The sequence below is a fragment of the Xanthomonas hortorum pv. pelargonii genome (assembly GCF_024499015.1).
Taxonomy (GTDB): Bacteria; Pseudomonadota; Gammaproteobacteria; order Xanthomonadales; family Xanthomonadaceae; genus Xanthomonas; species Xanthomonas hortorum_B.
Genome location: NZ_CP098604.1, coordinates 2,708,060 through 2,721,848, shown reverse-complemented (window position 1 = coordinate 2,721,848; position 13,789 = coordinate 2,708,060). Strand labels below are relative to the sequence as shown.

The 13,789-nt window shown below is 65.3% G+C and carries 12 protein-coding genes; all 12 read right to left on the bottom strand.

Annotated features, from left to right (window positions below):
- Nucleotides 1–67: 67 nt before the first annotated feature.
- The gene (locus NDY25_RS11885) at nucleotides 68–679 is read right to left on the bottom strand and encodes a YbhB/YbcL family Raf kinase inhibitor-like protein (protein WP_168958641.1); all 612 of its coding nucleotides are present in this window, start codon (nucleotides 677–679) and stop codon (nucleotides 68–70) included.
- Nucleotides 680–946: 267 nt separating this feature from the next.
- Complete coding sequence (locus NDY25_RS11880) at nucleotides 947–3,022, bottom strand: tetratricopeptide repeat protein (RefSeq protein WP_256627468.1); 2,076 nt, start codon at nucleotides 3,020–3,022, stop codon at nucleotides 947–949.
- 733 nt (nucleotides 3,023–3,755) lie between these two features.
- Entirely contained in the window at nucleotides 3,756–4,736 is a 981-nt protein-coding gene (locus tag NDY25_RS11875) for an IS5 family transposase (protein ID WP_256627467.1), read from the bottom strand.
- 63 nt (nucleotides 4,737–4,799) lie between these two features.
- The gene (locus NDY25_RS11870; protein ID WP_168959596.1) at nucleotides 4,800–5,786 is read right to left on the bottom strand and encodes a YheT family hydrolase; all 987 of its coding nucleotides are present in this window, start codon (nucleotides 5,784–5,786) and stop codon (nucleotides 4,800–4,802) included.
- Between the two features lie 62 nt (nucleotides 5,787–5,848).
- Nucleotides 5,849–6,748, bottom strand: a complete 900-nt coding sequence (locus tag NDY25_RS11865; RefSeq protein ID WP_180336601.1) for a lysophospholipid acyltransferase family protein — start codon at nucleotides 6,746–6,748, stop codon at nucleotides 5,849–5,851.
- 21 nt (nucleotides 6,749–6,769) lie between these two features.
- Nucleotides 6,770–7,198: a hotdog fold thioesterase gene (locus NDY25_RS11860; protein WP_168959598.1), complete on the bottom strand. Its 429-nt coding sequence runs from the start codon at nucleotides 7,196–7,198 to the stop codon at nucleotides 6,770–6,772.
- A 236-nt stretch (nucleotides 7,199–7,434) separates the two neighbouring features.
- On the bottom strand, nucleotides 7,435–9,468 hold the full coding sequence (locus NDY25_RS11855) for a phospholipase D family protein (RefSeq protein WP_256627466.1): 2,034 nt from the start codon (nucleotides 9,466–9,468) through the stop codon (nucleotides 7,435–7,437).
- Nucleotides 9,465–10,037, bottom strand: a complete 573-nt coding sequence (locus tag NDY25_RS11850) for a YceI family protein (RefSeq protein ID WP_023902099.1) — start codon at nucleotides 10,035–10,037, stop codon at nucleotides 9,465–9,467. Before NDY25_RS11850 ends, NDY25_RS11855 begins: the two co-directional genes overlap by 4 nt.
- A 3-nt stretch (nucleotides 10,038–10,040) precedes the next feature.
- Entirely contained in the window at nucleotides 10,041–10,517 is a 477-nt protein-coding gene (locus tag NDY25_RS11845) for a SixA phosphatase family protein (protein WP_023902098.1), read from the bottom strand.
- Between the two features lie 14 nt (nucleotides 10,518–10,531).
- Nucleotides 10,532–11,164 (bottom strand): ParA family protein, encoded by a 633-nt coding sequence (locus tag NDY25_RS11840; protein WP_168959600.1) that lies wholly within the window; start codon nucleotides 11,162–11,164, stop codon nucleotides 10,532–10,534.
- A 331-nt stretch (nucleotides 11,165–11,495) separates the two neighbouring features.
- A complete protein-coding gene (locus tag NDY25_RS11835) occupies nucleotides 11,496–12,413 on the bottom strand; it encodes an AEC family transporter (RefSeq protein WP_168959601.1) in 918 nt (305 codons plus the stop codon).
- 658 nt (nucleotides 12,414–13,071) lie between these two features.
- Nucleotides 13,072–13,710: a tetratricopeptide repeat protein gene (locus NDY25_RS11830; protein WP_168959603.1), complete on the bottom strand. Its 639-nt coding sequence runs from the start codon at nucleotides 13,708–13,710 to the stop codon at nucleotides 13,072–13,074.
- Between the last annotated feature and the right edge of the window lie 79 nt (nucleotides 13,711–13,789).

Sequence of the window (13,789 nt, the reverse complement as noted above, 5' to 3'; positions counted from 1 at the left end):
AAACCGGCAACTCGGCCCGGCAGCGACAGCGCCCGCATGGCGGCGGAGCAGTCGTTGTTAGGCGCTCTCAGCGCAGCGACGGATTCAACGTATAGGTACCGTGCAACGCCGCCTCGGCCAGCACATGGCCCTGGATCGCCGACAGCACATCGGCCGCGGTGAAGGTATCGGGCAGGCTGAGCTGCGCCACGTCCAAGGCGAACACGCGGAAAAAATAGCGGTGCACGCGCAGGTCGTTGAACGGCGGATAGGGGCCGTCGTAGCCCAGATAGTTGCCGGCCATCTCGGCATTGCCGGCGAACCATGCGGTGTACGAGTTCAGGCCCTGACGCGCACCGGCCGGGCCGGCCGGCTGCGATTTGCCCTTGGGAACGAAGCCGTCGCTGCAGCTGCCCGCCGCAATCTCGTGTACGTCGGCGGGAATATCGGCCATGGCCCAATGCACAAAATCGGTGCGTGGCTGATCCACCGGAATCTGCACGTCGTCGCGCCCCACCGTCTCCGGCACGGTCGGCACATCCGGGTCCAGGCACAGCAGCGCGAACGAACGCGTGCCTTCGGGCACCTCGCTCCAGGCCAGGTGCGGATTGCGATTGGGCGCGAAGCCCTCCGGCGTGCCGGCGGCAAATTCCACCGCGATGGGCTTGCCGTTTTCGATGCTGTTACTGGTCAGGCGCATGCAGGGTCTCCGAGAGGGAATGGTGCCGGTCAGGGTGCCTGCGTGCGCGCAGCAGTGGAAGCCATTGCAATGGAACCCTCTGGTGCGCGGTCGGGTGTATCGGTAATGCCCTGTCAACGGTAACGCCCTATCGCGGCCAAGGCCGCTCCTACAGGACGTCGGGGGCTCTCGTCGGGTTACGCAAAGAATTGCAGTGGTTGGTGGTACATGCCGCACCGAGCACCGCCGCGCTCACCTGGCAGTGAGCGCAGCCGTTCTGATCGCCACTCAGTCCTGCGGATAACCGAAGCGCACCGCGATCAGCGTGAGCAGATCGAATTGCGCGCCCAGCACGCTGCGGTAGTTGCGCCAGCGGCCCGATGCCAGGCGTGCGGGACCGCGCGGTTCGATCAGCGGGAAGCTCAGACCGAAGGCCTGCTCCAGCGCGGTGGAAATGCCCTGCGGATCGCTCTCGATGCCGTCCAGGCGGATGATCCGGTGCGGATACAGATCGCGCTCGTGCAGCACGGCGAGCTGCTCCAGCGCCGCCAGCAACCAGTCGGCGGCCTGCTGCGGCGATTGCACTGCCAGCGGCGCAGGCGCACCGGCCGACAACCAGTCCAGCAGCATGTCGCGCGGGTCGCGCAATGCGATTGCCAGCCGGCCTTCGGGCAGGTGCGGGCGCAGTGCAGTGAGCAAGGTGTTGTCCCACCACAGCAGCCAGTCGATGACGTTGCCGTCGTCGATACCGCGCCGCGGCAACTGCGCCTTCCAGCCTTCCACCAGCGCCAGCGGCGCCAGTTCGCCCGACGCCAGCTGTTCGACGCTGCGATAGCTCTGCAACGCATCGGACGGCGGGGTGGTGCCGTAGCGGTCGTCGCGTACCAGCGGCGTGGCCGCGCCCATCACCGCGATCAGGCGTTCGACATGCGAGCCGGGCACGCCCCAGACGAATAGCGGGCGCGCGGTCACCGCGTCGGGGATGGTGCCCAACGCCGGCCACTGCATCGGCTGCTTCGCGGCCTGCGGCGGCAACGGCAGACGGTGCTGGGCCTGCTCGCGCTGGAACTGCATCCAGGTGGCCAGCGCCGCATCGGGCTGGCCGGCGCGGTCCTGCACATTGCCCAGCCACGGCCGCAGCACGGTCTGCTGGTTCTCGGGCAGCGAGTCGATCAAGGATTGGACGCAGGCGATCGCTGCCGGCGGGTCGCGCTCCAGCAGGGCTTCGACGATGCGCTGCTCGCCGCTGATACGACCCGGCTCCACCGCCACGATCTGCCGCGCCACCATTTCGGCTTCTTCGGCATGGCCTTGCATGTCGTGCACACGCATCAGCGCTTCCAGTGCCGGCAGATGCTCGGGCATGCCCAGCAGCCAGCGCTCGATCACCGCCTGCGCCTGCGGCCCGCCGACCGGCTCCACCGCCAGCCGCGCCAGCCATAGATCATGCGCACTGACCGAGGTGGCCAACGCCGCGTCCAGAGTGTCGCGTGCGTCGTCGACCGCGCCCAATCGCTCCCAGGCGGTCAGTAGCGCGTGCAGCGTGCGCCGGTCGGCCGGCCAGTGCGCAAGCGCCAGGCGCAAATGCGCCACGGCCTGGTCGGGGCGACCGGCCTGCAATTCCATTTCGCCCGCGAGCCGGCGCATTGCCGAGATGTCGCCACCGGGCTGGGCAAACACACCCTGCATCGCGGCCAGCGCATCGTCCAGGCGACCCTGGCGCTGGGCCAGCTGGGCGATAAAGGCGCGCAGCGCGGTGCCCGGCGGATTGAGCTCGACCACGCGCTCGAAGGCGCGCTCGGCGAACGCGAAGTGTTCTTTCTGCAGGTACGCAAAGCCCAGCGCGAACAGCACCCGCGGGTCGTCCGGCAACTGCTCGGCGGCGCGGGTGAGCAGCGACAGCGCGTGGTCGCTCTGGCCGCGGCGCAGCTCCACCACGCCATCGACGGCCAGCAGCTGCGGATGCTCCGGCGCCAGCCGCGCCGCGGTGCGGCTCAGCCGCTGCGCATCGTCCAGATCGCCGCGCGCCACCGCCAGATGTGCCTGCATCACGTAGGCGTTGAACTGGTTCGGGTCGAGTGCGGTGGTGCGCGACAACGCGGCATCGGCCGCAGACAGATCGCGCGTGGCCAGCAGCAAGCCGGCGCGCAGCAGATGCAGGTCGGCATCTTCCGGCGTCAGCGTCAGCGCGGTTTCGATACTGGCCAGCGCCAGCGCCGGCTGACCCTGCTGCTGCTGCAAGGCCAGGCCGAGCCAACGATGGGTGGCGGCATTATCCGGCGTGCTGATGACCCACTCGCGGGCCAGCGCCACCGCATCGTCGGCCGCATTGCGGCGCAGGGCTTGGAGAATGGCGTCTTGCATGGCGGTGGCGTGTCCAGGACAAACGCCTATTGTAACGATGCGCGGTGGGACGGCTTAGGGTCTTATGCACATCGAAAAGATATGCGACACAGGGCAAGCACGCTGGGCACGCACATTGAGCTTCGGAAACAATGAAATCTTGCCCTGAAAAACGCGTGCTAGCTTGGATTTTCTTATCAAACGCGTAAAGCTCGGAAGGTTAAGAATGGTCGCTGGACATCTATTCATTGGGGAAAATGCATTCAACGTACAGGTTGAAGAATCAGTTGCTCGACCAATCAACGTACCAATGCCTATGGGGGCTCAAAGCTGGCAACCCCCGGGCAGAGGTAGGACCTTAGTTAAAGGCCCAACGCTACCTGCGCTCATAGGCACCGGGCTGCTGAAACTTCGCATAAATCAACAATGTTTTTACTTCGAGCCATTGCGTCTTGTTGCCAACGGATGGTGGGAAGGGACACTGAGCTCTTACGCGGACTAGCAATTCGTTCAAGTCGCTTTTGGCGCGGCGACTTAAAAGGCGCATCAGTTGCCTATTTTGTCTGACTGGGTAATTGGTGTGCCTGGAGCGATGCGCTGCGCATCACTTGGCACGGCAACGCAGAGAGCAAGCTCTAGGGAAGGTCTGAATAACGAGGCCTGAGAGTGCGGGATGTCGCGTCGGTCCGGAGAGTCGCGTTTGGATCTTCGGATCTTCCGCTATTTCTGGCACTTTCCTTGGGAATTCCCCGGGTTACAGGCGCACGCTCCCCATGGCAGGCAGTAACTGCTTTCGCTTCATCCACAGATTGGAGAGCGCAAACAAGGTCAGCACGTGTGCGGTGTTCTTGGCCAGGCCGCGATAGCGGACCTTGGTGTAACCGAACTGGCGCTTGATCACCCGGAACGGATGCTCCACCTTCGCGCGCACGCTGGCCTTGAAGTGTTCCCAACGCTGTTCCCGAGCACGCTCGCGTTTGTTGCCGATGGCTTGCAGCGTCGAGGGCCTGGCGGCAATGAAAAATGCAGCCTTGCAGGTCTGCAGTTCTTCGCGTTTGTCCGCACCGGTGTAGCCGCTGTCGCCGAACACGCTGTCTTCTTTGCCATGCAGTAATGCGTGCGTCACCGTGACGTCGGCGACATTGGCGGCTGTGCAATGGACGTGGTGCACCAGCCCGGAAAATTCATCCACGCCGATGTGCGCCTTCATCCCGAAATACCACTGATTGCCCTTCCTGGTCTGATGCATTTCAGGGTCGCGCGCGTGATCGGCGTTCTTGGTCGAACTGGGTGCAGCGATCAGCGTCGCATCGACGATCGTGCCCGACCGCAGGCTCTGCCCCTTGCGTGCCAGATGCGCGTTGACCGCGTCCAGCATCCGCGCGGCAAGGCCATGGGTCTCCAGCAGGCGCCGAAAGTTCAAAATCGTGGTCTCGTCCGGAACGTTGTCCAAGCCACCGAGCTGGGCAAAGCGCCGCAAGGTCGGAATCTCGTGCAGCGCTTCTTCCATCGCCGGATCGCTCAACGCATACCACTGCTGCAGCAGATGAATCCGCAACATCGTCGCCAGTGCGTATGGCTGCCGACCTGGGCGCCCCGACACCGGATAGTGCGGCGCGATCAGACCGAGCAAGTGTTGCCACGGAACCACCTGCTCCATCTCGGCCAGAAAGATCTCCCGGCGAGTCTGCTTGCGCTTGCCCAGGCCTTCAGCGTCACCGAACGTCAGTTGCATGGATCACTCCTCAACATGAGGCGGGTAGTGTCGCGTATCTATGGTGCGTTGTTCAGAGGTTCCCTAGAGCGCAGCGGTCAGCCGCTCGGCGACCCAGCGTTCGGCAAATCCATCGCCACGGGCATTTTCCAGAAAGCCGCAGTGGCCGCCCCAACGCGCGATTTCCAGCTGCGCATGCGCGGGCAGATGCCAGCCGGCGAAATCGGCGAATGGAATCACCGGGTCGTCTTCGGCCATCAGGATGTGGACCGGCACCTGCAAGCCGGCCAGGCGTTCGCCGGCAATCGAATAACTGTCGAAATACGCCTGCAGCGAGCCGTGCCCGGTGTGCTGCTCGGCTAACCAGGCCATCAGGCCGCGCATGTCCAGCGCCAGGGTGGCATCGTCGTAGCCGTGCTGATCGGGAAACAGCTTGCGTTTGCGCAGCAGCGATTCGCGCCAGCGCCGGCGGAAATACCAGTCGTAGAACTGCGGGCCTTTTTCCAGCTGCAGCATGGTGGCGGCCGGATCCAGCAGCGGGCACACCGCTGCGACCCGCGCCACCGGCAGGCCGGCCGCCGGCGCGCGCAAGGCGAGCCGCAGTGCGAAATTGCCGCCCAGCGAGTAACCGGCCACCAGTAACTGCGGCGCGGGAAAACGCCGCCACAGATCGCCTGCAGCATTGACCACTTCATCGATGCGATCGGAGTGAAACAGATCCACATTGAGGTGATGGGTGCCGCCGTGGTCGCGAAAGTTCAGCCGGAACACCTGATAGCCCAGGCCCAGCAGGCGCGCAGCGGTGAGCCGCATGTAATTGGAATCGGCGCTGCCTTCCCAGCCGTGCAGCAGCAGCACGGTGGCGCGTACCGGTGTATCGCCGGGCGGGATACTCATCCAGCCCTGCAGGCGTACGCCGTCGCCGCCGTCGAGAATATGTTCGCTGGTCACCGCGCCGCTGGCGGCCAGCAACTGGCGGCTGCGGATCCGGCGCAACGCACTGCTGCCCAGCAGTGATTGCACATGCGGATTGCGCAACCAGCGGGGCGGCGAATAGTCGGAGACGTTCATGCGCTCATCGGGCCAGGCACTGTCGCGTCGGCCGCAGGAGTGATGAGCATACGCATCGCGGGCTAGGACTCCATGGCCGCAATGATGCGTTGACGCGAGGTGTCGGCCAGGCGGCGACGTCCGTCGATATCCAGCGCGCGGATCGGCTCGAGAAAATGCACTTCGGCCAGCCGCGCCGGCTCGCCGAGCAGACGCACGATGTTGTCGAAGAAGCTCTCGCGCTCGCCGAACGCCACCACCGCTTGCGCATTGCCGCGCTCGCCGTAACGCAATGCCACCGGTTGCACCGGCACGCCGGCCTCAACCGCGGCCTGGAAGATGCGCGCATGGAACGGGCCGACCTCGGTGCCGCCGCGGGTGCGCCCTTCCGGAAACACGCCCACCGGCTTGCCGCTTTGCAGCCGCGCCAGCATTTCCTGCAGCACGCCGCCCAGCGATTCGGTATTGCCGCGCTGATGGAAGATGGTCTGGCCCTTGGCCGCCAGCCAGCCCACCAGCGGCCAGCCGGCGATCTCGCGCTTGGCCACAAAGCCCATCACGCGTTGGCTGTGCAGCATCGAGATGTCGATCCAGCTGACGTGATTGGCGACGAACAACGCAGCGCCCGGCAGCGGAGTGCCGAAATGACGCAAACGAAATCCGAAGATGCGCATCAGATTGCCCTGCCACCAGCGGATCATCCACTCGTCCAGGGTGTCGTCGTGGCCGGTACGGATGCGCGCCAGCGGCGACGCCACCACGCATAGCATGGTGATCGGCAGACAGATGCTCAGGTGCACCAGCAGTAGCGGTACCCGATACAGGTACCGGAACCAACGCAACACGCCGCCAGCATCGCGCGTGGCGTCCAGGGATGACTCGCTCATTGCAGGAACGGGACCGGTACCAGGGGAAGGAAGCGCGACTATTGTGACAGCAGCTTGGCACGCGCGCAGTGCCGGCAGCGGGTGGCGCTGTTCCACCCATGTGCTTGCACGGCGGGCTCAGCCATTGCTGCGCGAGACCACGGCCAAGGTGAGCCGTGAAACGCAGACGCGCTTGCCGGCCGGGTTTTCGATGATGATGTCCCACACCTGCGTGCTGCGCCCGATATGCACGGCGCGCGCGGTGCCAGTGACCACGTCCTGATACGCCGCACGCAGATGGTTGGCGTTGATCTCCAACCCCACGCACATCTGGGTGGTCATATCCACGCACAGATTGCCGGCGCTACTGCCCAGGGTTTCGGCCAGCACCACCGACGCACCGCCGTGCAGCAAGCCGTACGGCTGCTTGGTGCGCGAATCCACCGGCATGGTGGCGCGCAACCAATCCTCGCCGGCATCGGTGAACACGATGCCCAGATGTTCGATCAAGGTGTCGCGACTGGAGGCGTTGAGGGCAGCAAGATCGACGGGGTCGCGGAAGGTCATAGGCTGGGGATTGGGGATTGGGAAAGGATTCAGGGCGTGGGGTCGTGGTTCAACTGCCTGGCGAGATGCGGGGTGGCAGTGGATCCGGGCAACGGCCTCCTGTGTGGTCGGCTGCGTGCGCCACGCGCTGGCGGGATGCATCGTGCCTGCTGACGTTACACCTGCACGCTCACTCCGCGCAGAAGACAACGCGCGCGGCGGCGACATCCCCCAGCAACCGGCGCTCCGTCCCGCAATCAAAGAATCGGCACAAGCCCGGCACCGAAGGCGGTCAGCATCCGCACCAGCAACCACTTCGGGCCGACGTTGACCTCGGGGAAGTCGCCCACTGCCACGTAGCACTTGCGGAACTGCGGGTCCTGGCGCTTGAGCGGAAACGGGCAACCGGGGCCAGGCTGGAATTCGTAATTGGTGGCATAGCGCCAGGGCCAGAAATCCAGCACCGGCAACGATTCGGACACCTTGCCCACGCTGTAGTTCAGTCCGCTCAGCACCGGCGGCTTTTCGCGCGAGGCCACGGTCCAGGCATTTTCCGGGGCGATGTCGCGCTCGATGCTGGCGGCCAGCGCCTGCGCAAAGCGCGCATCGTCGATCACCACCGCCGCTTCGGTGTTGTAGTTCTCGCTGCGCGGGTCGAAGTTGTGCGTGCCGATCACGCCGATGCGCCGGTCCACCACCAACGACTTGGCATGCAGGCCCATGCGCGCGCCGGCGCGGGTGACCGGCAGCGGCTTGTTGACCGCACGCGTGCCCAGGAACGAGGGCCGCGTTTCGGTACGCAGTACACGCCGGTCGACCTCGCTGCCGCCGGGCGCACGCCCCGCGCCACCACCGCTGCCGCGAATGGCACTCCCCGGTGTTCCGCTGCCACTGTTGCTATTGCTGCCACCGCTGCCACGCACCGCGTTGCCGGCCGCGCTGCCGCTGATCACGCGATTGACGCTACTGTCGTTCTCGACCGGTTCGGCGGCCTGCGGATTGAGCGGGTCGGGCACCAGATTGGCGTAGTCCACCGGTGCATTCAGCGGAAATGGCTTGAATTCGTAGATGTTGAAGCCCAGCTCGCGCAGGTTGCGGCGTTTGAACTTGTACGACAGCGCATACACGATCGGGTTGTCGGTGGCCGCCAGGCTATTGCTCGAGACCACGATGCGTGGCGGCTGCGGGCGCGTGCGCAGTGTGCGGAAGATCGCCTGTGCCTCGTCGGACAACACCAGATACGGCGTCTGCAGCAGCACTTCCTGCTGCGCACCGGCGATCAGGCCGTCCAGCTCCGGCGCGGTGGACACCGCCTTGGCGGCATGTTCCTTACGGTGTTTCTGCGGCAGGTCGGCCACATACAGCACGCGCTGTACGGGCATGGCCGGGGTCACGAACGCATCGCGGATGAATTGCGCATCGCGCGCCTCACGGTCGACGCGCGCCACCCGCTCCGGGCGGCGGATGTCGGCCGGCGGCATTTTCGGCGCGCCCTGCTCCAGCAGCAGGCGGCCGACATCGTTCAGGCGCTCGGCCGGCACGCTGCGCTGCGCGCGCCAGAACGCGTCGAAATTGGCCGCCATCGCGCGCACTTCCGGGCCGGCCAGAATCACGTCGCGATCGCGGAAGTTGTATTCGCTGTCCCAGTCGAAATAGTCGTCCTGGTAGTTGCGGCCGCCGACCACGCCGAGCACATCGTCCACCACCAGCAGCTTGTTGTGCATGCGCTGGTTGAAGCGACGGAAACAGCACACCACGCTGCCGGCATAGTCGAAGTAATTGAGTTTGACCTTGCCGAAAGTGGGGTTGTAGATGCGCAGCTGCAGATTTTCATGGGTGCTGGACAGCGCGCCGAGAATCTGCAGATCGGCGATCGCCGACAGCTGGTCGATCAGGATGCGCACCTTGACCCCGCGCTGCGCCGCGTCGATCAGTGCATCCAGCACCATGCGTGCGCTGTCGTCCTTGTCGAAGATATAGGTCTGCAGATCGATGCTGCGGGTGGCGCTGCGGATCAGATTCAGCCGCGCGACCAACGATTCTTCACCGCGATCGACGATGGTGGCGTAGTGCCGCGGCGCAGCCTGAGTGGAGCTGCTGATCGCCTCGCCACCCAGCGCGCGCAGCGGCGAGGACAGTGCACAGCGATTGGCCTGGGTGCAGCTCACCAGCGTGCTGCGCGCGGCAGAAGCCACGCCTGCCGCACGGTTGCGTTCGATTTGCGACAGGCCGGCGCATCCGGTGCCGAGCAACAGCGTTGCCAGCACAAGCACCCTCAACAGGAAACTCACGGGCGCCGCGCCTCCTGCAACCGCCCACGCAGAACGAACGTCACCCTGTCGCCCAGGGCCATCTGCCACGCATTCATTCCGTAACGTCCACGCAGCACCGTCCCTCGACTGATCACGTCGCAATCATAGCCCGGCCGCGCGCATTCAGCTGGCGCAACGTGCAGGGTCTCGATGTGCGTGATTCCGCGAATGGTCAGGTTGCCGGTGATGTCGCCGCCCTGCTTCACGACCGCTTCGGTGTAGGGAAGCGACTCGAATTCCACCACCGGGTATTGGGCGACATCGAAGAAATCCTCGCCGCGCATCCACGCGGTGTAGCGATCCTTGCCGGGGATTTCCACCTGGGTGGCGTCCAGCCGGAAGCGCACCTGTTGGCGTTTGTCGGGCAACTCCACCAGTTCACCGCGAAAACGCGGAAAGAACCCCTCGATCTTCATGCCGAAGCGCGTTCTGATCTCGAACCCGAAGCGCGATTGCACCGGGTCGATGGAATGCACCTTCTGCTGCGCCATACAGGGCAGAGCGACCCAGAGCGCGAGCCAGGCGTACCAGCGCAGCGACGATGACACGGATCAAGGCCACCAGAAGGCGGTCAGGCGGGCAATCCCCGGTTCGATGGCGGCCTCCAGCGGCAGCGCCAGCAAGGCGATCGCGGCGGTGGGCATGCCACGGTAGTCGCCGGTCTGGCCGCTGTGCATCAGCGCTGCCAACCGCTCCAGCCCTGGGTTGTGGCCCACCAGCAATAAGCGCTCGGCGTCGCGGTGTTCGTCCACCAGGCTGGCCAGGGTGCCGGGCGTCGCTTCGTAGATGCGCTCGTCCAGGCGTTGTTCGATATAGCCGGTGAGCTCCAGTACCGCTTCCAGCGTCTCGCGGGCGCGCCGGGCCGGCGAGCACAGCACGCGGTCGGGCACCAGGCGCTGCTCGCGCAGCCAGCGGCCGGCCGATTCCGCCTCGGCAATGCCGTGCGGGGACAGCGGGCGGTCCAGATCGGCCTGGCCGGTATCGGCCGGCTCGGCGTGGGCGTGTCGCAACAAGATCAATTCGCGCATGGAAACTATCCGGTTTAGGCCTTCTTGAGCCACTTGAACAGCGGCTCCCAGTCCTGTTGATGGTCGCGCACCTGCGCCGAGCGGTAGTCGAACAGGCTGCGTCCCAGCCCGGCCATGACCACGTAGGCCTGGGTGTCGCGCAGCTGGGTCACCAGCGGGTACGGCCAGGTGCCGATCATCTCGGCGGCCTGTTGCGAGGTCTGGGTCCAGGGACGCGCGCGATTGAGCACCAGGCCCACCGGGAGCTTGCGCTGGTGCACGCGCGGCACCTTGGCCAGCGTGTTGAGAAAGCCCACCACCGCTTCGATATCCAGTGCCGAGGACAGCACCGGCACCACGATGGCATCGACGTGGTCCAGAAATCCGCTCAGGTCGTCGGCCATCGCCCCGGCCGGGGCATCGATGATCAGCTGATCGGTGCCATCGGGCACTGCGGCCTTCCAGTTGCGACGGCGGGTGGCGTCGATCGGCAGCACCGCACTTTCCAGACTGGCGCGACGCTGCGCCCAGCGCGTGGACGAGCCCTGCGGATCGGCATCTGCAAGCACGGTGCGCTGGCCCTGCAAGGCCGCATGTGCGGCCAGATTGGTGGCAATCGTGGTCTTGCCTACGCCGCCTTTGGAGCCGGCCACCAGAACTGTCTTCATGCACGCCTCGCTTCCGGGAGCAAGCCGGCAGCGTACACCGCGGCACGGTGAGGAAGTAGTCGAAAGACGTTAAACCGCTCGACTGCCAGCCGGGCGATCTTCCAACAGCCGTGATCCATGCTCGGAAAATCCCTGTGCAGCGCGCGTGCGCAGCAGCTTCTGCGCGACCTGCGCGCCTGCGTCATGACCTCGCGCGCTGTGGTGTCGATTGGCGGCTCTGCATGCAGCGCATTGTCATCGCAGTGCAGCATTGGCTGCGAGGCTAACGCGGGTGCGCGTTGAACCTGCGATGCGGCAGTACCGAAGTGGCAGCGCGAGTGCGCGCCTGGCATCACGCCACCAGACGTGCCAGCAACCAGGCCCAGGCAGGCAAGGTCAGCAGCGACAGCAGGATGCTGTAGCCGACCATCGCTGCGGCCAGGCGCGGTGCCAGCCGATGCGAGATGGCCAATGCGGCGGCAGTGATCATGGTAGGCATGGCCGATTCGAGGACGTTGGCCTGCAACATCGCGCCATGCAAGCCGAGCGCCCAGGACAATGGCAGCGCCAGGGCCGGCATCAACGCAAGTTTGAAGACCAGCCCCACTGCCAGCGGTTTTAACTCGTCCGCAGGCAAGCGCAACTGCAGCGAAAAGCCGACCGCCAGCATCACCAGCGGCAGCATTGCATCGGCCAGACTCTTCAATCCCGAACCGATCCAGGTCGGCGGCTGCTCCGGCATCAACGTCAGTGCGAACAGCAGCGCCCACAGCGGCGGAAACCGCAGCACCCGCAGCAGGATCATCCGCGCGGTAGGCGGGGTGTCGCCGCTGTAGCGCGCCAGCACATACAACCCAAACGTGGACAGCAGCACGAAAGTGCCGAACTGGTCGTAGACCACCGCATACGGCAGCGCGTGATCGCCGATCAACGCGCGCACCATCGGAAAGCCGATGAAGCTGGAGTTGGTGAAGACCACGCACATCAGCAGCGCAGCGTATTCCTCGCGTTTGAATCCAAACACACGGCTACAGCCCCATAGCAGCGGCACGATGATCGCGGTCAGCACCCACGGCGTGGCGATCACCCCACCCAGCGAAGCATCCAGATGCAGGCGCGGCACATAGGTCAGCACCGAGGCCGGCAGGCAGATAAACAACACGATGCGATTGAGCACGTCGGCGCTGTTGTCCGGCAGCACCCGCAAGCGGGCGAACAGCAGACCCAGCCCCAGCATCGCCAGAATCAACGCAAATGCATCCACTGCCATGGCGTGATCGTGTCCGTTGGAAAGCGATGCACAGGATCGCATAGCGCGCAGCACAGGCATCGACAGAGGGCTGGCTTGGCATCGCGCTAACCCGAAGCAGCGAGACTTCCATCGTTTGCCTATCCGAAACCAGTGTGTCGAGTGCGCGGTGTCCTCGCCGCTCGCGGGACACGCCGTGAACCCGTCCCTGGGGGCTCGGTGGCGGCATCCATGCCGCCACACGGTCCCGCAAGCAGCGAGGACACCGCACCAGAAAGTTTGCCGGGGCTGTTTTAAAACCATGCACACCAGCCCACTCGACTGGTCCTTGCCCGCTCACCGTCGCGGGACCTTACGCGGCATGGATGCCGCGTAAGAGCCTACAAGGACGTACTTGCAGCGTGTCCCGCGAGGGTGAGCGGGCAAGGGCCCTGCAACCAAGCCACAGATCCGCCGCTCTGCAACTGCTCTCTCCACCTTCGACTCATGTCACCGGGTCTGCGTTTCAAATCCTGGCGGTTTCGCTCGGTCGTCCGAAAAACCGGTACGTCGAATATGCGGCGCCCTCGCCTCATCAAGGCGTTGGTCGGTGGCTGGATGAAAAAGCCCGCCTATCGCACAGATTCGGCTAATGCAGGGCATCGCGCTGCCGCGGTTAACTGCAGCGCGGTGCCAAGACTCACGGAAACGCCGGCGGGTTCGCCTGCCAGGCGGCGAAAACCTCGGCCAGGCTGGCACGCTCTGCTTCGCGCCAGTCCGGCAGCAGGCTGGCGTAGTTGGCGGTGCTGCTCCAGCGTTCAGGCCAGGTGCGCACGGCGGCGGCATACCACTCGACCGCTTCCTGCTTGCGCCCGGCACGCCACAGCGCCAGCGCCACGGTCGTGGGCAGCCATTGCGGCGTGGCCGGGCGGCCGTTGGCCAGGTTGGCCCACAGCTGCAAGGCCTTGTCGGCCTTGTCGGCACGCAACAGATCCCAGCCGTAGTTCCAGGTGATAGCGCGATATTGCTGGCTACCACTGGAAACCAGGCCCAATGCCCCCTGGTAAAGCTCGTCGCCTAACTGGGTGCGCCCACCGGCATAGGCCAGCGAGGCCAGTTGCGCGCGCGGTTCGGCGGCACGTGCGTCACGCTGCACCATCGCGGCCAGACGGTCGACCACCGCATCGCCCTGCCCCTGCACGGCGACCACGGCTTTCGTGGTGCCGCGGTCTTCGTCGAAATAGAACTCCTTGGGCTGGGGCAGGCTCTGCGCTTGCGCCAACGACCACACACTCCCGAGCAGGGCCAACGCAATGGCCCATGCGAACTTCGTTCTCACTGGTTTTTCCCCTTGCGACACACGACAAACCCCAACCCTGTCCCATCCTAACCTCAGTGTCGCTGCGATGCACACCTGG